This is a genomic window from Pseudomonas sp. W22_MBD1_FP4 (assembly GCF_052113765.1).
GTDB lineage: Bacteria > Pseudomonadota > Gammaproteobacteria > Pseudomonadales > Pseudomonadaceae > Aquipseudomonas > Aquipseudomonas sivasensis.
The window spans coordinates 117,879-135,705 of record NZ_JBGQOI010000020.1; the positions used below are offsets into that span (position 1 = coordinate 117,879).

Annotated in this window: 17 protein-coding genes; 6 read left to right on the forward strand and 11 right to left on the reverse strand. The window is 59.2% G+C overall.

Going from position 1 to position 17,827, the window contains the following annotated elements:
* The first annotated feature begins 88 nt into the window (after positions 1-88).
* Positions 89-1,342, forward strand: coding sequence for a serine hydroxymethyltransferase (glyA, locus tag ACEN2T_RS23065; RefSeq protein ID WP_032884674.1), 1,254 nt, complete (start codon positions 89-91; stop codon positions 1,340-1,342).
* 185 nt (positions 1,343-1,527) lie between these two features.
* Here the strand turns inward: glyA and yjiA are convergent, their stop codons facing one another.
* The 3 genes from yjiA to ACEN2T_RS23080 all read right to left on the reverse strand — a co-directional run bounded on the left by yjiA (position 1,528) and on the right by ACEN2T_RS23080 (position 4,915).
* Positions 1,528-2,487 carry a GTPase gene (gene yjiA / locus ACEN2T_RS23070; protein WP_095186243.1) on the reverse strand — a complete coding sequence of 320 codons (960 nt, stop codon included), beginning with the start codon at positions 2,485-2,487 and terminating at the stop codon, positions 1,528-1,530.
* A gap of 148 nt (positions 2,488-2,635) precedes the next feature.
* Entirely contained in the window at positions 2,636-2,833 is a 198-nt protein-coding gene (locus tag ACEN2T_RS23075) for a YbdD/YjiX family protein (protein ID WP_003176208.1), read from the reverse strand.
* Between the two features lie 15 nt (positions 2,834-2,848).
* Positions 2,849-4,915, reverse strand: a complete 2,067-nt coding sequence (locus tag ACEN2T_RS23080) for a carbon starvation CstA family protein (RefSeq protein ID WP_032884672.1) — start codon at positions 4,913-4,915, stop codon at positions 2,849-2,851.
* A 174-nt stretch (positions 4,916-5,089) separates the two neighbouring features.
* Between ACEN2T_RS23080 and ACEN2T_RS23085 the strand changes: the two genes are divergently transcribed.
* Entirely contained in the window at positions 5,090-5,458 is a 369-nt protein-coding gene (locus tag ACEN2T_RS23085; protein WP_095186241.1) for a PilZ domain-containing protein, read from the forward strand.
* A gap of 4 nt (positions 5,459-5,462) precedes the next feature.
* On the opposite strand, the gene ACEN2T_RS23090 is transcribed toward ACEN2T_RS23085, so the two are convergent.
* Genes ACEN2T_RS23090 through katB form a run of 4 tightly spaced genes read right to left on the reverse strand, consistent with a single transcriptional unit; the run spans position 5,463 to position 9,744 of the window.
* Positions 5,463-6,188 carry a hypothetical protein gene (locus ACEN2T_RS23090; RefSeq protein ID WP_442117595.1) on the reverse strand — a complete coding sequence of 242 codons (726 nt, stop codon included), beginning with the start codon at positions 6,186-6,188 and terminating at the stop codon, positions 5,463-5,465.
* A gap of 16 nt (positions 6,189-6,204) precedes the next feature.
* Positions 6,205-7,572, reverse strand: coding sequence for a DNA repair protein RadA (radA, locus tag ACEN2T_RS23095; protein ID WP_032884669.1), 1,368 nt, complete (start codon positions 7,570-7,572; stop codon positions 6,205-6,207).
* A gap of 35 nt (positions 7,573-7,607) precedes the next feature.
* On the reverse strand, positions 7,608-8,147 hold the full coding sequence (locus tag ACEN2T_RS23100; RefSeq protein ID WP_032884667.1) for an ankyrin repeat domain-containing protein: 540 nt from the start codon (positions 8,145-8,147) through the stop codon (positions 7,608-7,610).
* 55 nt (positions 8,148-8,202) lie between these two features.
* Entirely contained in the window at positions 8,203-9,744 is a 1,542-nt protein-coding gene (gene katB / locus ACEN2T_RS23105; protein ID WP_032884665.1) for a catalase KatB, read from the reverse strand.
* Positions 9,745-10,031: 287 nt separating this feature from the next.
* Between katB and mscL the strand changes: the two genes are divergently transcribed.
* Positions 10,032-10,448 carry a large-conductance mechanosensitive channel protein MscL gene (mscL, locus tag ACEN2T_RS23110; RefSeq protein WP_032884664.1) on the forward strand — a complete coding sequence of 139 codons (417 nt, stop codon included), beginning with the start codon at positions 10,032-10,034 and terminating at the stop codon, positions 10,446-10,448.
* Between the two features lie 46 nt (positions 10,449-10,494).
* Here mscL and ACEN2T_RS23115 read toward each other — a convergent pair whose 3' ends face one another.
* Positions 10,495-11,271: a ferredoxin--NADP reductase gene (locus ACEN2T_RS23115; RefSeq protein WP_442117596.1), complete on the reverse strand. Its 777-nt coding sequence runs from the start codon at positions 11,269-11,271 to the stop codon at positions 10,495-10,497.
* Between the two features lie 371 nt (positions 11,272-11,642).
* Here ACEN2T_RS23115 and ACEN2T_RS23120 point away from each other — a divergent pair, with 371 nt between their 5' ends.
* Entirely contained in the window at positions 11,643-12,353 is a 711-nt protein-coding gene (locus ACEN2T_RS23120) for a helix-turn-helix transcriptional regulator (protein WP_442117597.1), read from the forward strand.
* A 156-nt stretch (positions 12,354-12,509) separates the two neighbouring features.
* Positions 12,510-13,634: a methyltransferase gene (locus ACEN2T_RS23125; RefSeq protein WP_032884661.1), complete on the forward strand. Its 1,125-nt coding sequence runs from the start codon at positions 12,510-12,512 to the stop codon at positions 13,632-13,634.
* 69 nt (positions 13,635-13,703) lie between these two features.
* Here ACEN2T_RS23125 and ACEN2T_RS23130 read toward each other — a convergent pair whose 3' ends face one another.
* From ACEN2T_RS23130 to ACEN2T_RS23140, 3 genes are read right to left on the reverse strand one after another with little or no spacing between them, the layout of a single operon-like run.
* Positions 13,704-13,871 carry a DUF2474 domain-containing protein gene (locus ACEN2T_RS23130; protein ID WP_081797589.1) on the reverse strand — a complete coding sequence of 56 codons (168 nt, stop codon included), beginning with the start codon at positions 13,869-13,871 and terminating at the stop codon, positions 13,704-13,706.
* A 12-nt stretch (positions 13,872-13,883) separates the two neighbouring features.
* Positions 13,884-14,891: a cytochrome d ubiquinol oxidase subunit II gene (cydB, locus tag ACEN2T_RS23135; RefSeq protein ID WP_032884660.1), complete on the reverse strand. Its 1,008-nt coding sequence runs from the start codon at positions 14,889-14,891 to the stop codon at positions 13,884-13,886.
* A 1-nt stretch (position 14,892) separates the two neighbouring features.
* Positions 14,893-16,332, reverse strand: coding sequence for a cytochrome ubiquinol oxidase subunit I (locus ACEN2T_RS23140; RefSeq protein WP_032884659.1), 1,440 nt, complete (start codon positions 16,330-16,332; stop codon positions 14,893-14,895).
* Between the two features lie 317 nt (positions 16,333-16,649).
* Here ACEN2T_RS23140 and ACEN2T_RS23145 point away from each other — a divergent pair.
* On the forward strand, positions 16,650-17,827 hold a 1,178-nt coding region (locus ACEN2T_RS23145; RefSeq protein WP_442117598.1), incomplete at its 3' end, for an MFS transporter.

The following is a 17,827-nucleotide window of genomic DNA, read 5'->3' on the forward strand; positions in this document are numbered from 1 at the left end:
TCCGCGACTTGATGTCCTTTCATATGCCATCTAAAACCCATTGGGTTAGAATGCCCTCCTTTTCTGCCCCCGATCCTTGAGGACCGCCATGTTCAGCCGTGATTTGACCATTGCCAAGTACGACGCCGATCTCTTCGCCGCCATGGAGCAAGAAGCCGTGCGCCAGGAAGAGCACATCGAGCTGATCGCTTCGGAAAACTACACCAGCCCTGCGGTCATGGAGGCTCAAGGTTCGGTTCTGACCAACAAGTACGCCGAAGGCTACCCAGGCAAGCGCTACTACGGCGGTTGCGAGTACGTCGACGTGGTTGAGCAACTGGCCATCGACCGTGCAAAAGAACTGTTCGGCGCCGATTACGCCAACGTCCAGCCACACGCCGGCTCCCAAGCCAACAGCGCCGTGTACCTGGCCCTGCTGCAAGGCGGCGACACCATTCTGGGCATGAGCCTGGCACACGGCGGTCACCTGACCCACGGCGCCAGCGTTTCCTCCTCCGGCAAGCTGTACAACGCCGTTCAATACGGTATCGATGCCAACGGCCTGATCGACTACGACGAAGTTGAGCGCCTGGCGGTTGAACACAAGCCAAAAATGATCGTGGCCGGTTTCTCTGCCTACTCGCAGATCCTGGACTTCCCACGCTTCCGTGAAATCGCCGACAAGGTTGGCGCCTACCTGTTCGTGGACATGGCTCACGTGGCCGGTCTGGTCGCCGCGGGCGTCTACCCGAACCCGGTTCCATTCGCTGATGTGGTAACCACCACCACCCACAAGACCCTGCGCGGTCCACGTGGCGGCCTGATCCTGGCTCGCGCCAACGCCGAGATCGAGAAGAAGCTGAACTCCGCTGTATTCCCAGGCGCCCAGGGTGGCCCGCTGGAGCACGTGATCGCCGCCAAAGCGATCTGCTTCAAGGAAGCACTGCAGCCTGAGTTCAAGACCTACCAGCAACAAGTGGTCAAGAACGCCCAGACCATGGCCAGCGTGTTTATCGAGCGCGGCTTTGACGTAGTGTCCGGCGGTACTGAAAACCACCTGTTCCTGCTGTCGCTGATCAAGCAGGACATTTCCGGCAAAGATGCTGACGCTGCCCTGGGCAAAGCCTTCATCACCGTGAACAAGAACTCGGTACCGAACGACCCACGCTCTCCGTTCGTCACCTCGGGCCTGCGCTTCGGCACCCCGGCTGTGACCACTCGTGGCTTTAAAGAAGCAGAGTGCAAGGAACTGGCCGGCTGGATCTGCGACATCCTGGCAGACCTGAACAACGAAGCCGTGATCGACGCAGTCCGTGAGAAGGTCAAGGCCATCTGCAAAAAACTGCCGGTATACGGCGCTTGATTGCAGTTGCTTGAATAAAAAGCCCGGCTCTTAAGCCGGGCTTTTTTATGCCTGGTGTCCAACTTGAAATGAGATCAAGTGTGGGAGGGGGCTTGCTCCCGATAGCAGTGTGTCAGTCACATATAGGTTTACTGATCCACCGTCATCGGGAGCAAGCCCCCTCCCACAGTTGACTGCATTACACATCAGGGTTGGTAGACTTTGGCAAAGCCTTCGCGGATTTTGTCTTCCGGCAATTCATCGGCAATAAACACGATCACACTCTCCCGCGCTTCCCCCTCGGCCCATTCGGTGTCCCAATCGAACCCGTAGAGCTTCAGCACGCCCTGAAACACCATACGGCGGTCTTCGCCGGCAATGTTCAGCACGCCCTTGTAGCGCAGCAGTTGCTTGCCGTGGTCTTCCAACAGCTCATTCATAAACTCGCTGAGGCGGTCGATATCCAGCGGCTGGTCGGTGCGCAGCACCAGGCTGGAAATACGGTCGATGGACGGCGCCTTGCTCACCGGGCGCAGGCTCATGCCGGCGTTTAGGTTGAAGCCGCGGACATCGAGCAGTTCAGCCAAATCAATCTTGCCGTGCTCGACCACACGAATCGGCGCGCGGCGGTTGATGCGGGTGAGGCGATCACTGAGCGCCTCGAAGGTGGCGTCGTCCACCAGATCACGTTTGCTCACCAGCAGGCGATCGGCAAAACCGATCTGGGCCTGGGCGATGGTCTGGGTCAGGTGGTGCTCGGCGTGGGCCGCGTCCACCAGGGTGATGATGCCGTCGAGGATGTAGCGCTCGCGCAGTTCTTCATCGATGAAAAAGGTTTGGGCCACCGGCGCCGGATCGGCCAGGCCGGTGCACTCGATCACCAGGCGATCGAAGGCGATCTCGCCGCTGTCCAGGCGCTCAAGCAGCAGATAGAGAGCCTTGGTGAGGTCGGTGTGGATGGTGCAGCACACGCAGCCGTTGGACAGGGTCATGACTTGCACCGGTTCTTCGCCCAACAACTGGGTGTCGATACCGGCATCGCTGAATTCGTTTTCGATCACGGCGATTTTCAAGCCGTGTTCGGCCTTGAGCAGATGGCGCAGCAAGGTGGTCTTGCCGGCGCCGAGAAAGCCGCTGAGTACGGTCACTGGAATGGGAGAGGACAAAAAATTCTCCTTGAAGGAACACTGAAACAAATGTGGGAGGGGGCTTGCCCCCGATAGCAGTGTGTCAGGCACTTATCTGTCACTGACACACCGCTATCGGGAGCAAGCCCCCTCCCACAGTAGATCACCACCAGCCCGAACTAACGGGTCAGCAGCACTTGGGCCCACCCTTGCCGCCGTATCGGGCCTCCTGACGTTCCCGGAAGAACGCCTTGTAGTCCATCATCGGCTTGTCTGGGTGCTTGGTTTGCATATGCTCGACGTACGTGTCGTAGTCGGGCATGCCGACCATCAAGCGCGCGGCCTGACCGAGGTATTTACCGAGGCGACTGATGTCATTGAACATGTTTGCAATCCTCGGTTATGCGTCAGGTACTGCCTGGAACGGGGCTTCTTTATCCGTACGCTCTTTGTTGCCCCAGGCGGCGACGCCAACCTTGAGCGCATAGAACAGGATGCTGAACACCACGAACAGGAACAGCGCCGTCAGCGTTGCGTTGGTGTAGGCGTTCCAGATCACGTGCTGCATCTGGTCGATGCTCTTGGCCGGGGCCAGGATCTGACCGTTAGCCAGCGCGTCACTGTACTTCTTGGCCAGCGACAGGAAGCCAATCGCCGGGTTGGCGTCGAACAGCTTGATGAAGCCTGCGGTGGTGGTGCAAATCAGCAGCCAGACAGCCGGCAGCATGGTCACCCAGATGTAGCGCTGGCGTTTCATTTTGATCAGCACGACGGTGGCGAGCATCAGCGCGATACCGGCCAGCATCTGGTTGGAGATACCGAACAGCGGCCACAAGGTGTTGATACCGCCCAGTGGGTCGATCACGCCTTGGTACAGCAGATAACCCCACATCGCCACGCAACCAGCGGTCGCGATCAGGTTGGCGGTCCAGGATTCGGTGCGTTTGAGCGCCGGCACGAAGGAGCCAAGCAAGTCTTGCAGCATGAAGCGACCAGCTCGGGTACCTGCGTCAACAGCCGTCAGAATGAACAGCGCTTCGAACAGGATCGCAAAGTGGTACCAGAACGCCATGGTGTTTTCACCCGGCAGTACGCTGTGCAGGATCTGCGCGATACCCACCGCCAACGTCGGTGCACCGCCGGCACGGGCCAGGATGGTGGTTTCACCGATGTCATGGGCCACGGCCGACAGCGCCTCAGGGGTAATTGCAAAACCCCAGCTGCTGACGGTTTGTGCCACGGTAACCACATCGCTGCCGACTACGGCGGCTGGGCTGTTCATAGCGAAGTAGACGCCAGGCTCGATCACCGAAGCGGCAACCATGGCCATGATGGCAACGAACGACTCCATCAACATGCCGCCGTAACCGATGTAGCGGGCGTGGCTTTCATTGGCCAGCAACTTGGGCGTGGTGCCCGAGGAGATCAGCGCATGGAAACCCGAGACCGCGCCACAGGCGATGGTGATGAACAGGAACGGGAACAGGCCGCCCTTCCACACTGGGCCGGTGCCGTCGATGAACTGGGTCAGGGCCGGCATTTTCAGGTCTGGCATGGTGACCAGGATGCCAATTGCCAAGGCGATGATGGTGCCGATTTTCAGGAAGGTTGAGAGGTAGTCACGCGGCGCCAGGATCAGCCACACCGGCAGTACCGCCGCGACAAAACCATAACCGATCAGCATCCAGGTGATCTGGATCCCAGTGAACGTGAAAGCCTTGGCCCAGACCGGATCAGCGGCAATTTGCCCGCCCAGCCAGATCGAGCCGAGCAGCAACAACACGCCGATGATCGAAATTTCACCAATGCGGCCCGGGCGGATGTAGCGCATGTAGATGCCCATGAACATCGCGATCGGGATTGTCGCCATCACCGTGAAGATGCCCCAAGGGCTCTCGGCCAGGGCCTTGACCACGATCAGCGCCAGCACCGCGAGGATGATGATCATGATCAGGAAGCAGCCGAACAGCGCGATGGTCCCCGGAATACGGCCCATCTCTTCACGAACCATGTCCCCCAGGGAACGGCCGTTGCGACGGGTCGACAGGAACAGAACCATGAAGTCCTGGACCGCGCCGGCCAGCACCACGCCGGCAATCAGCCAGAGCGTGCCGGGCAGGTAGCCCATTTGCGCCGCCAGTACCGGACCGACCAGCGGGCCCGCACCGGCAATGGCCGCAAAGTGGTGACCGAAAAGGATGTGTTTGTTGGTCGGCACATAGTCCAGACCGTCGTTGTTGATCACTGCGGGGGTAGCCCGCCGTGGATCGAGTTGCATCACGTTGTTAGCGATGAACAGGCTGTAGTAGCGATAAGCAACCAGGTAGATGGCCACAGCAGCGACCACAATCCACAAGGCGTTGATCGCCTCGCCTCGGCGCAAGGCCACTACGCCCAGGGCGCACGCTCCTACGATTGCCAGCACCAGCCAGGGTAGATGGCGTAGCAGGCTATTATTATTTTTCATTTTTATATTCCAGCCAGGGTGGACAGAAAGGACAGCCGTTCGGAGTTTAGCGCTGTTGGCCTTAAAGGCCACCCCCCTACGTTGGTCTAGAGCCTTGCAACGAAGAAAAAACCAGAAAAAACGGCCCAATGATGGCGCAGGGCTACAATCCTTTTATCCACAGAGGGTTTCACCATGACCGAGCAAGCGTCTGATCGTCGCCGTTTTCGCCGGATTGCCTTTGATGCCAAGACCGAACTTCGGCAAAACGGCAACGAATGGCCAGTGCAATTGGTGGATTTATCGCTTAAGGGCCTGTTGGTGCAACGGCCTGAAGAGTGGAAGGGAAATAAGGCGCTGCCGTTCGCGGTCGACATACGCCTGGATCCCAAGGCGCATATAAAGATGCAAGTACGGCTAACCCACGAAGCAGCAGGTCAACTGGGGTTTGTGTGCACAGACATCGACCTGGACTCGATCAGCCACTTGCGGCGGCTGATCGAGTTGAACCTGGGCGATCAGGAGGAACTGGAGCGAGAGCTGGGCGCGCTGCTGGAAGTGTGATGGCTCAGGGGAACGCACTACGTGCGGGAAAATCACTTTCCATGTCCCAGTAACCTTTCTTCTGACTTGAGGCGCCGTGCCACTGCCCGTCGACAAACCGATAGGTCTGATAACGGGTGGCAAAGTCATCCTCACCGTCACCGTCCATAAATGATGACACCTGCAGCAGTTCATCCGCGCCGCCGTTGGCTGGCGTTGCGATCATCCACGCAGCCTTGCCGGTATGAGCCAGGGTCAGCGCCTGGACTTTGCCGTCGGCGCCCTGGTAACTCAACGGCTTGAGTTGCTGCTTGCCGGGCAGCAGTAACTGCGTGGCAGGCCCGCTGTAGCTGCCCATGGGGGCGGTCTGATCGATGGTCAAAAAATACACAGGCTCGGGCAGCCCTTTGAGCGGGGCTTTCTTGACCTCGGCCAAGGGGTAGCCGAGGTCTTCGTGAGCTATCACCTCGCCAGAGGCCGATACCCACCGCACCTGGGCTTCGAGTAGCGGGTTTTCGACCAAATCGCCGGGCTCGTCGAACGAGTCTTCATCCAGCCCACTGCCCCAACTGTCCTTGTGCAGTTGGGGGCTGATGCGCTGGTCTTCGAGCACCTGCAGTACACTGCCCTCTGGCGTCACCAGCGTTTGCGCCAGGCGATAGCCCGTTGGCAGCTCCGCCCAGGCCATGGCGGGCAAGCTGGCAAAGGCGATAAACAGGGCGACTACACCCCAGTGATTCGATCGTTGCATCGCGTCCATCCCTGAATTATTCGAAAAGTGCATCCAGTGCCTGTTCCAGGCGCGTGACCCCAATCACCTGCAATCCTGGCGGCATTTCCTTCGGCGCGTTGCCCTTGGGCACAATCGCGCGTTTGAAGCCATGCTTGGCCGCTTCCTTCAAGCGCTCCTGACCGCTCGGCACCGGACGCACTTCGCCGGACAGGCCGACCTCCCCAAATACCAAGAGGTCGTGCGGCAGAGGCCGGTTACGCAAGCTGGACATCACCGCCGCCATCAAGGCCAGGTCGGATGCGGTCTCCAGCACCTTGACCCCACCCACCACGTTGAGGAACACATCCTGATCGTGGGTCGGAATGCCGCCATGACGGTGTAACACCGCCAGCAACATCGCCAGGCGGTTCTGATCCAGCCCCAGCGTGACCCGGCGCGGGTTGGCCAAATGGCTGTCATCCACCAATGCCTGGACTTCCACCAACATCGGTCGGGTGCCTTCCCACGTCGCCATCACCACACTGCCTGGGACTTCTTCCTGGGCACGGGTCAGAAAAATCGCCGAAGGGTTGGAGACTTCTTTCAGTCCCCGGTCAGTCATGGCGAATACACCCAGTTCGTTCACTGCGCCGAAACGGTTTTTCACCGCCCGCAGCAAGCGCAGTCGACCATCGGACTCGCCTTCGAAATACAGCACGGTGTCGACCATATGCTCCAACACTCGCGGCCCGGCCAGCGCGCCTTCTTTGGTCACGTGGCCGACCAGGAAGATCGCCGTGCCGCTCTGCTTGGCATACCGCACCAGTAGCGCTGCACTTTCGCGCACCTGGGACACACCACCCGGCGCCGATTGCAACTGCTCGGTGAAAATCGTCTGGATCGAGTCGATCACCATCACCTTTGGCTTTTCGATACGGGCCGTGGCGATGATGCTTTCGATGCAAGTCTCGGTCATGACCCGCAACTGATCCTGAGGCAAGCCAAGACGGCGTGCGCGCATGGCCACTTGTTGCTGGGATTCTTCACCGGTCACATATAACGCCGGCATGCGGCTGGCGATGCTGCACAGAGTTTGCAGGAGGATGGTCGATTTACCGATGCCAGGGTCGCCGCCGATCAGCACCACCGAGCCGTCCACCAAGCCGCCGCCCAGCACACGGTCCAGTTCACCTGAGGCGGTGGAGAAACGCGGGATTTCTTCGACGCTGACTTCGGCCAGGGTCTTGATCTGCGCCTGCTGCCCGGTCCAGCCGGCACGGCCCGTGGGCGCCGCAGCGCCGCCGCTTTCGATCATGGTTTCGGTCAGGGTGTTCCACGCACCGCATTCGCCGCACTGGCCGGCCCACTTGGGAAAGGTCGCGCCGCACTCCGTGCAGCCGTACATGCGCTTGGCCTTTGCCATTTGAGAACCTCCAACCGAAAAACCGCGATGATAGCTCAGCGCGGCGCCGGGGTCCGGATTTCACCGCTGGCCAATCGCGAAGCACTGTTGCCGATCGGGTCTTCGGCGTTGAGGTCAGCGCCTTTGGCTTTCAATTCATCAAGCAATTCGACGCGCTTGAACAGGCCTGCATACATCGCGGCCGTCTGCCCGGCGCCGTTGCGTTGGTCGGGGTTGCAATCGGTGGCCAGCAGGCGCTGGGCAATGTTCAGCTCGCCTTTGAAGATCGCGCCCATCAGCGCGGTGTTGCCACGTTTGTCCTGTACACAGGCGTCGGCACCGGCACTGAGCAAACGCTCCACAAACCGGCCCTGACCGTGATAGGCGGCGAGTATCAACGCGGTGTAGCCCTTTTCGTCCTGGGTGTTGAGGCTGTAGCCAGACTCAATAAAGGTGTTGAGCATATCGAGGTCGCCACGGCGGGCGGCGTCGAAGTAATAATCCTGCAACTGTGCCTTGAGTGCTGCCGGTTCGGGGGATTCGGCATGGGCGACAAAGGCCAGCATGGCCATCAGCAAACCGATAGAAATACGCATGGGTTTCTCCTGCCATGGGTCGACGCCCCAACCGGCGCGTCGACCGTCACCAATGTCAGTCAGTCAATTTTTCAGCCAGCGCCTTGACGCGGGCCAGGTCACCCTTCGCGACCTTGGCCACGCCGGTGCCGTATGCCGGGTCCGCTTTGTAGAGGAACGAGAGGATGATGTGCTTGCTCTCGTCATCCGTGGTGGCCAGTGAGCCGCCGAAGTTGTCGATCAAGTCCTGCTGCTCTTTTTTGGTGTATGAGCGATACAGATCACCGGCCTGCTTGAAGTTCTGCTCGCGCTGAATCTTCGCCTGCTGGGTGCTACCAGACAGTGCCGTCTGGCTGTAGCGCGCGGTTTGCGGCTCTTCGCGGTTTTCCAGGCGGCTTGGCTGGTAGTTCACGCCGCTGGTGGTCTTGCCGAAGTTCATCGCGCCGTCCTGGTTACCGTTGTTGACGGTGACCCGTGGGGCATTGATCGGCAGTTGCAGTGCATTGGCACCCAGGCGGTACATTTGGGTGTCGGCGTAGGAAAACACCCGGCCTTGCAGCAGGCGGTCTTCCGACGGTTCGATGCCGGGCACAAGGTTGGCCGGGGCCATGGCGACTTGCTCGGTTTCCTGGAACACGTTCGCCGGATTGCGGTTCAGCACCATCTGCCCAACTTTGCGTTCAGGCACATTCGGCCAGATCTTGGTGGCGTCCAACGGATCGAACTCAAACTTGGCCAAGTCTTCGGGCTTGAGCACTTGCACATACAAGTCCCACTTGGGGAAATCGCCCTTGTTGATATGGGTGACCAAGTCATTAGTCATATGGCTGTAATCACGACCTTGCACTTCGGTGACTTGCTTTGGATCAAGGTTCTTAATGCCTTGCAGGCTCTTCCAGTGGAACTTGACGTAATGCACTTCGCCTTTGGTATTAATCAATTTGTAGGCATGTACGCCATTACCGTCCATTTCCCGATAACTGGCGGGCGTGCCAGAGTCCGAATACAACTCGGTCAGCGTGCGCGTGGCCTCGGGTACATGAGAGAAGAAGTCAAAGCGACGGGAGTCATCATCCAAGTTCGTGCGCGGGTCAGGCTTGAACGCATGCACCATGTCCGGGAACTTGATGGCGTCACGAATAAAGAAAGTTGGGAAGTTATTGCCGACCAAGTCCCAGTTACCGTCAGCGGTGTAGAACTTGGTGGCAAAACCGCGCGGGTCACGCAGGGTTTCCGGGGAGTGGTTGCCGTGAACGACGGCCGAGAATCGCACAAATACCGGGGTGGCTTCGCCAGCGGCGAAAACTTTGGCCTTGGTCAGGTCGCTGAGGTTATCAGTCACCGTAAACGTGCCGTGGGCGCCGGTGCCCCGGGCGTGCACCACGCGCTCGGGAATGCGTTCGCGGTCGAAGCGCTGCAACTTCTGAATGAGCTGCACGTCTTGCAGCAGCACCGGGCCATTGGCGCCGGCGGTTTGCGAATTCTGGTTGTCGCCGACGGCCGCGCCGTTATCTCGCGTCAGGTTGGCGGCTTGCACCGAAAGAGAAAGCAGACTGGCAGTCGCCAGCAACAGCGCATGTCGCGCCAGCACTGGACTGCGGCTCATTGGGTTGTTCATCGAGGTTTCCTCTGGTTTTTTTAGTGCACATTCAGTTGTGCTTGCCAGAGGCTAGTGACCTGGGAGTCAGAAGATAAATAGAAAAACCCCACCAGGGCGATTAAGAAATTAATGTGGTAACCCACTGAAACAGCGAGTATTTCGCGCGCGATTGGTGGCACTTTGCAAACTATTTGCGTTTTAATGTGTCGATTAAAATTAACAGTATTAACAGTTGTGTCGCACAAGCCCTATACGACTGACTTACACTGTGCTTCACCCTTCTCATCTGTAACAAGGAATAACCTATGAGCGTGATCAGTGAGTTCAAGGCCTTCGCGGTCAAAGGTAATGTGGTCGACATGGCCGTCGGTATCATCATCGGCGCAGCCTTCGGCAAAATTGTTTCCTCGTTTGTCGGCGACGTGGTGATGCCGCCCATTGGTCTGTTGATCGGTGGTGTGGATTTTGGTGACCTGGCGGTCACCCTCAAGGCGGCCCAAGGCGATGTTCCCGCCGTCGTGCTGGCCTACGGCAAGTTCATCCAGAGCGTGATCGATTTTGTCATCGTCGCCTTTGCGATCTTCATGGGCGTGAAGGCCATCAACCGCCTCAAGCGCGAAGAGGCCGTAGCACCTAGCCTGCCGCCGACGCCGACCAAGGAAGAACTGCTGCTGGGGGAGATCCGCGATCTGCTCAAGGCACAGAACGACAAGCCGCTTTAACCCGGATCGGCTTAAAAAAAGGCGCCTGCTTGAGGCGCCTTTTTTATTACCAGTAGTTTTCCACCGCCACCTGCCCAGGCCTGCGGCTCAGGCTCAGTTGCATGTCACGCTGCTTGAGCAACTGGCGGGTGTCATCAACCATCTGCGGGTTGCCGCAAATCAGCACGCGGGAATGCTCCGGGCTCAGCTCTACACCCGCTGCGCGCTCCAGCTCACCGTTTTCAATCGAGGTAGTAATGCGCCCGCTCAATGCGCCTGGATGGTGCTCGCGGGTAACGAGTGGGATGTAGGTCAGTTTGTGCGCGTACTCGGCAAGGTACTCACGCTCACCCAGTTCCTTGATCAGCGACTGATAGGCCAGTTCCTTGGCTTCCCGCGCGCTGTACACCAGCACGATCCGCTCGAATTTCTCCCACACTTCGAAGTCCTGCAGGATCGACACAAACGGCGCGACTCCGGTCCCTGTCGCCAACATCCACAAGTCACGGCCATCGACGAACCGGTTCAAGGTCAGGAACCCCGTAGCCTGGCGTTCCACCATCAAGGTATCGCCCACGCGCAGGCGGCTCAGCTCGCTGGTGAACTCGCCTCCAGGGACCACAATCGAGAAGAAGTCCAAGTGCTCATCAAACGGCGAGGAAACTATCGAGTAAGCACGCCACACCGTAGTGCCGTCCGCCTTGGTCACGCCCAGACGCACGAACTGACCCGCAGTAAAACGGAACCCAGGGTCGCGAGTGGTTCGCAGTGTAAACAGGCTGGGGGTCAGCGATTGCACATCGAGCAAGGTCTGGCGGGTAAATTTCTCAGCACTGGCCGTCATGGGGGGCTCCGTTCTACAGGTGCCCTAGTGTCCCTCAAAGTCGCGCACGGAAACACCGGTGGTTTGTAGTGGCATCGCGCAGCCCCTAAGTAGTGGCAATTTAGTAGCAGTCCAACCCATTGGCTATTAGTCCCTCTGCTCTAGCTACAAGCCCACTCTAAGTTGATCATTCAACTCACTAAAAAATCGAAAAAAACCAACTAAGCGCCGTTACACACCTTTTGCCGTCCTTAAAAAATCTTCTTAAACCCCCTGCGTTCAAGAGCGAAATTTTCCTCTTGCACCGTAAGTAATGTCCTACACTCATTCCCGTGCATTTGGGAGTTCAGGAGGTATCCCATGTCTTGTAGACCCCACATGGAGAGTTACCAATGGTTAACTGGCGTAATACACGTCTTCCCAAACTGGAAGGTGAAAGCGAGGCCACCACTCTTTTCGAGATAGCCCTCAACCACACCTTCGCACTCGGCTTCCAATACTGTTCCTTTACGATGAGTTCACACCTACCCAACAATCGAACGAAGCCCGTTCGCTTCAATAACTATCCAGATGAGTGGAACAACCTTTACAACCAGGCGCACTTTTTTGACGTTGATCCCGTGGTGAAACATTGCAAAAGCTCTGTGTTACCCATCGTCTGGGAGGAAAAAACTTTTAAAGACTCACCCAACTTGTGGTCTTTGGCTCAGTCGTTTGGTGTGCATCTGGGTTGGACCCAAGCAGTGCATGATTTCCAGGGTGTGTTCAGTATGCTTACCCTGGGTCGCAGTAAAGGTGCCGTGACTCCGGAAGAGCTCTACGAAAAAGCTGGCCAGGTCTTGTGGCTTTGCCATGCGATGCATGCGGCCGTGGCGCAGACTTACGCGGCCAGCCCCAGCATCAACCCTGCGAAAAAATTGACCTCGCGCGAGACCGAAATCCTCAAATGGTCAGCCATGGGCAAAACTGCCGCAGACATTGCCACCATCCTGTGCCTTTCCGAACGTACCGTGGGCTTTCACATCTGCAGTTGCTTCAAAAAGCTGGGGGTCAACAACAAGATCGCCGCCGTGCTCTGTGCCTCGAAAGCAGGGCTGTTTTAACCGCCCTTGAAACACCGCATGTAATCCCCGTAGAAAAAAAGTAACATTTACGCCCAATTCTGAGTGCAGGGCCCCTTGGGGGCCCGCCTGCAGTTCACTCAGACGGTTGCGCAGGTCACTGCCGCCGCCCATCGATTACCCAGAGCCTCCCCCGCCATGCCCCTGCTCGACAGCCCCTTCGCCCAGCTCGATCTGATCCGCCAGCCAGAGCAACATAACGATCCGCTGCAAGCCTTCGATGCGGCCGACGAATACCTGCTCAGCCACCTGGCCGGACAACAGCCGAGTGCAGCGACACGCGTGCTGGTACTCAATGATAGTTTCGGTGCCTTGGCGGCCAGTCTTGAAGGCCAGATGCAGGTCACCTCCAGCGGCGACTCGTTTCTCGCCGCCCAGGGCCTGGAGAAAAACCTGGTACGCAATGGCAAGGCGTTTGATGGCGTGACTTTCGTGCCTGCCCACCAAGTGCCGACCGGCCCTTTCGACCGGGTCCTGATCCGCGTACCCAAAACCCTGGCACTGCTGGAAGAACAGCTGATCCGCCTGCAAGGCCAACTGGCACCGGGCGCAGAGGTCATCGCCGGGGCGATGGTCAAGCACCTGCCCCGTGCGGCCGGTGAGTTGCTGGAGCGTTACATCGGGCCGATGCACGCCTCCCTTGCGGTAAAGAAGGCACGGTTGCTGATTGCCACTCTGGAAGATCGCCCCGCGGCAGTCTCGCCCTACCCAACGCGCTATCAGCTTGAAACACCCGCTATCGAACTGCTCAACCACGCCAACGTGTTCTGCCGTGAAGGCCTGGACATCGGCACCCGCGCCTTCCTGCCGCACCTCCCCAAAGGCCTGGGCAGTGCGCGCGTCGCGGACCTGGGCTGCGGCAACGGCGTGCTGGCGATTGCCAGCGCGCTGCAAAACCCGGACGCCCATTACACCTTGCTCGACGAGTCGTACATGGCCGTGCAATCAGCCCTTGAGAACTGGCAAGCCGCCCTCGGCGAACGGGAGGTGACCGTGCGTGCTGCCGATGGCCTGGCCGGCCAGGCCTCGGACTCTCTGGATGTGGTGCTGTGCAACCCACCGTTCCACCAACAACAAGTGGTCGGCGACTTCCTCGCCTGGCGCATGTTCCAGCAAGCGCGGGAAGCGCTGGTGGTGGGCGGCGCGCTTTATATAGTCGGCAACCGCCACCTGGGTTATCACAGCAAATTGGCGCGACTGTTCCGCGGTGTCGAGCAAGTGGCCGCCACGCCGAAATTCGTCATCCTCAAAGCGCGCAAATAAAAAAAGCCCTGCCTCTCCAAAGGAAAAAGCAGGGCTTGAAAACCGGGCCGCAAAGCCCGGATCGGGATGTCAGTGGGTAGTCAGGCCGGCCGCATTCATGAACATGCGCATCAGGCTGGCCACGACGAACAGTGCCAGCACACTGCCGGTCCAGATCATCGCCAGCCACCCCAGACGCCGCCACAACGGCTGTTTCTCGCCCTCTTCAATCTCGTGCAACGTAGGTTTGCCGGACATGCCACAACCCTCCTAGTGATAGCCGTCTTCGTGGGTGACCTTGCCGCGGAACACGTAGTAGCTCCAGAAGGTGTAGCCCAGGATGAACGGGATGATGAACAGCGTACCCACCAGCATGAAACCCTGGCTTTGCGGCGGTGCGGCCGCGTCCCAGATCGATACGGAAGGCGGAATGATGTTCGGCCACAGGCTGATCCCAAGGCCGCTGTAGCCGAGGAAAATCAACACCAGCGTCAACAGGAACGGCGTGTAGTGGGCATTACGCGCCACCGCGCGGATCAACCCGTACATGGTCACCAGCACCAGGATCGGTACCGGCAGGAACCAGAACAGGTTCGGCAGGGTGAACCAGCGCGTCGCGATTTCCGGGTGCGCCAGCGGCGTCCAGATACTGACGATGCCAATTACCGCCAACACAACGAATGCCAAGGGCCGCGCCAGGTTGTGCATCTTCTCCTGCAACGGGCCTTCGGTTTTCATGATCAACCAGGTGCAGCCGAGCAAGGCATAGGCCACGATCAGCGCCACGCCGCAGAACATCGTGAACGGTGTGAGCCAGTCCAGTGAGCCACCGGCAAACTGGCGGTCCACCACCGGAATCCCGTCGATAAACGCCCCCAACGCTACGCCCTGGAAGAACGTGGCCGTCAGCGAACCGCCGATAAACGCCTTGTCCCACAGGTGGCGCTTGTGGTCCTTGGCCTTGAAACGGAACTCGAAGGCCACGCCACGGAAGATCAGCCCGATCAGCATCAGGATCAGCGGCAGGTACAGCGCCGACAACACCACCGAATAGGCTAGCGGGAAGGCGCCAAACAACGCTGCGCCACCGAGTACTAGCCAGGTCTCGTTACCGTCCCAAACCGGGGCGACGGTGTTCATCATCACGTCGCGGTCGACTTTGCCCGGAATAAACGGGAAGAGGATGCCAATGCCGAGGTCGAAGCCGTCCATCACGACGTACATCATGATGCCGAAGATGATGATCACGGCCCAGATCAGCGGAAGATCAATACCCATCTCAATGCCCCTTGTGCTGGATGTCGACGTGGTCGTCATCGTTGCCGTCATCGGCAGCCGACAACGGACGGGCCGGTGTGCGTTTCTGGCCAGGGCCACCGTGGGTCGGTTCAGTACTTTCGTGGGTCACAGGGCCTTTGCGTACCAGGCGCATCATGTAGCCCAACCCGGCGCCGAACAGCGCGAAGTACACCACCACGAACAACACCAGGGTAATCGTCATCTGCGCCAGGCTATGCCCGGATGAAGCATCCGCCGTGCGCATCAACCCGTAGACCACCCACGGCTGGCGGCCGATTTCGGTGGTGAACCAACCGGCAAGAATCGCGATCAGGCCGGACGGGCCCATCCACAGCGCCAGGTACAGGAACGGCTTGGACGTGTACATCTTGTCGCCGCGACGCAGCCACAGGCTGAACAGACCGGTGAAGATCATCAGGAAACCCAGGCCGACCATGACCCGGAACGACCAGAACACGATGGTCGAATTGGGACGGTCCTCAGGCGGAAACTCCTTGAGCGCTGGCACTTGTTTGTCCAGGGAGTGGGTCAGGATCAGGCTGCCCAGGTAAGGAATTTCCACCGCGTATTTGGTTTTTTCGGCCTTCATGTCGGGCCAGCCAAACAGAATCAGCGGGGTCGGCTCATTGCCTTTGTTTTCCCAGTGGCCCTCAATCGCCGCGATTTTTGCCGGCTGATGCTTGAGGGTGTTGAGGCCATGGAAGTCACCGATCACCGCCTGGATAGGCGCCACGATCAGCGCCATCCACATCGCCATCGAGAGCATTGTGCGGATCGCCGGGTTGTCCTTGCCGCGCAGCAAGTGCCACGCCGCCGAGGAACCGACAAAGAAGGCCGTGGCAACAAAGGCCGCTGTGGCCATGTGCGCCAAGCGGTAAGGGAACGATGGGTTGAAGACAACGGCGAACCAGTCGGTTGGAATCACCCGGCCATCGATGATTTCAAAGCCTTGTGGCGTCTGCATCCAGCTGTTGGACGACAGAATCCAGAAGGTCGAGATCAACGTGCCCACGGCCACCATCACGGTGGAGAAGAAGTGCAGCTTGCGCCCGACCTTGTTCCAGCCGAACAGCATCACCCCAAGGAAACCGGCCTCAAGAAAGAAGGCGGTGAGCACTTCGTAGGTAAGAAGCGGCCCGGTGACGGCGCCGGCAAAGTCCGAGAAGCGACTCCAGTTGGTGCCGAACTGATACGCCATGACCAGGCCCGAGACCACGCCCATGCCGAAGTTGACCGCAAAGATCTTCGACCAGAAATGGTAGAGGTCGCGGTAGGTGTCGTTGTGGGTCTTGAGCCACAAGCCTTCCAGCACCGCGAGGTAACTGGCCAGGCCGATGGTGATCGCCGGGAACAGGATGTGGAACGAGATGGTGAACGCGAATTGAATTCGGGCGAGATCTAGCGCCTCCAAACCGAACATAAGTCTTCCTCTGTCAGGTAATACCGGCTGCTGGCGGAAGCCTGCACCCACTGCCCCCACGGATATGGAGTGTGGCGAATTTCAATTCGTTTCTTTTTTTACCAGCCACGTAGGGATTCTGGCCTTGCGGCCGCCAGATCAATCCCCACGGAGGTTTTGATCTGGATCAAGCATTACTGAAAGAGTAGTCCCATTTTCTGTGTCCAGTTATGTGGTCTTTTGCCGCGTGACAGACTGCCTCAGCCCAGCTCTAGCAACTATCTGTTACAACTTAATGCTAATCTCGCGGCTCCCTCTCGCCTCGACCCGAATTCCCGATGCCTAGTGAACCCGTGTTGCTGTTGCGTCATCACCGCCCTTTCATCGCGTTCTGGCTGGCACGGATTTTCACTGCCAGCGGCTTCCAGATGCTCACCGTGGCCATCGGCTGGAACCTGTACCAACTGACCGGCAATGTGCTGGACTTGGGTCTGGTCGGGTTGGTGGAGTTCGTGCCACGGGTGCTGTTCATGCTGCACACCGGACACGTGGCCGACCGCTACGAGCGGCGCAAAGTCGCAGCCATCTGCCAGACCGTACAGGCGCTGATTGCCCTGTCCCTGGCCATCGGCGGCCTGACCGGCAACGTGACCCGCGAGATGATTTTTATCCTCGCCTTCCTGCTCGGTGCCGCGCGCTCGTTTGAATTGCCCACCACCCAGGCGCTGCTGCCGAGCATCGTGCCCAGTGCGCTGTTCCCGCGTGCGGTGGCGTCTTCACAGTCGGCCCAGCAACTGGCCACCATCGTCGCCCCGGCGCTCGGCGGTTTGCTTTATGCGTTCGGCAGCGTCTGGGTGTATGGCCCCACGGTGGTGCTGTACATCATCGCCTGCGTGCTGACCCTCAACCTGCCCGCCCGCCAGACCCCGCTGAACAAAGGCAAGGCCACCCTGGATTCGCTGCTGGCCGGCATCCGTTTTATCCGCAGCCGCCCGGACATCCTCGGCGCTATTTCCCTGGACCTGTTCGCCGTGCTGCTGGGCGGCGCCACCGCGTTGCTGCCGGTGTTCGCCAAGGACATCCTGCTGACCGGCGCCTGGGGCCTGGGCCTGTTGCGTTCGGCACCGGCGGTGGGCGCACTGTTGATGTCGTTGTGGCTGGCGCGCTTTTCGGTGGACCGCAAAGTTGGCAGGGTAATGTTCACCGCTGTCGGCGTGTTCGGCGTGGCGACCATTGCTTTCGGCCTGTCCACCTCGTTCTGGTTTTCCCTGGCGGTGCTGGTAGTGCTGGGCGCGGCGGACATGATCAGCATGGTCATTCGCGCCTCCTTCGTGCAGTTGGAGACACCGGATGAAATGCGCGGCCGGGTCAGTGCGGTCAACGGGCTGTTTATCGGCGCGTCCAACCAGTTAGGCGAGTTCGAGTCCGGTATCACTGCGCACTGGTTCGGCACCGTGCCCGCCGTGGTCATGGGCGGAATCGGTACGCTGGTGGTAACCGGAGTGTGGATAAAACT

Coding starts and splice junctions, on each gene's coding strand:
- mscL (WP_032884664.1), top strand. CDS start 10,032: ATGAGCGTGATCAGTGAGTTCAAGGCCTTCGCGGTCAAAGGTAATGTG.
- cydB (WP_032884660.1), bottom strand. CDS start 14,891: ATGGGTATTGATCTTCCGCTGATCTGGGCCGTGATCATCATCTTCGGC.
- ACEN2T_RS23075 (WP_003176208.1), bottom strand. CDS start 2,833: ATGTTCAATGACATCAGTCGCCTCGGTAAATACCTCGGTCAGGCCGCG.
- ACEN2T_RS23100 (WP_032884667.1), bottom strand. CDS start 8,147: ATGCGTATTTCTATCGGTTTGCTGATGGCCATGCTGGCCTTTGTCGCC.
- ACEN2T_RS23085 (WP_095186241.1), top strand. CDS start 5,090: ATGACCGAGCAAGCGTCTGATCGTCGCCGTTTTCGCCGGATTGCCTTT.
- ACEN2T_RS23115 (WP_442117596.1), bottom strand. CDS start 11,271: ATGACGGCCAGTGCTGAGAAATTTACCCGCCAGACCTTGCTCGATGTG.
- ACEN2T_RS23090 (WP_442117595.1), bottom strand. CDS start 6,188: ATGCAACGATCGAATCACTGGGGTGTAGTCGCCCTGTTTATCGCCTTT.
- ACEN2T_RS23120 (WP_442117597.1), top strand. CDS start 11,643: ATGGTTAACTGGCGTAATACACGTCTTCCCAAACTGGAAGGTGAAAGC.
- ACEN2T_RS23140 (WP_032884659.1), bottom strand. CDS start 16,332: ATGTTCGGTTTGGAGGCGCTAGATCTCGCCCGAATTCAATTCGCGTTC.
- katB (WP_032884665.1), bottom strand. CDS start 9,744: ATGAACAACCCAATGAGCCGCAGTCCAGTGCTGGCGCGACATGCGCTG.
- ACEN2T_RS23080 (WP_032884672.1), bottom strand. CDS start 4,915: ATGAAAAATAATAATAGCCTGCTACGCCATCTACCCTGGCTGGTGCTG.
- ACEN2T_RS23125 (WP_032884661.1), top strand. CDS start 12,510: ATGCCCCTGCTCGACAGCCCCTTCGCCCAGCTCGATCTGATCCGCCAG.
- ACEN2T_RS23130 (WP_081797589.1), bottom strand. CDS start 13,871: ATGTCCGGCAAACCTACGTTGCACGAGATTGAAGAGGGCGAGAAACAG.
- glyA (WP_032884674.1), top strand. CDS start 89: ATGTTCAGCCGTGATTTGACCATTGCCAAGTACGACGCCGATCTCTTC.
- radA (WP_032884669.1), bottom strand. CDS start 7,572: ATGGCAAAGGCCAAGCGCATGTACGGCTGCACGGAGTGCGGCGCGACC.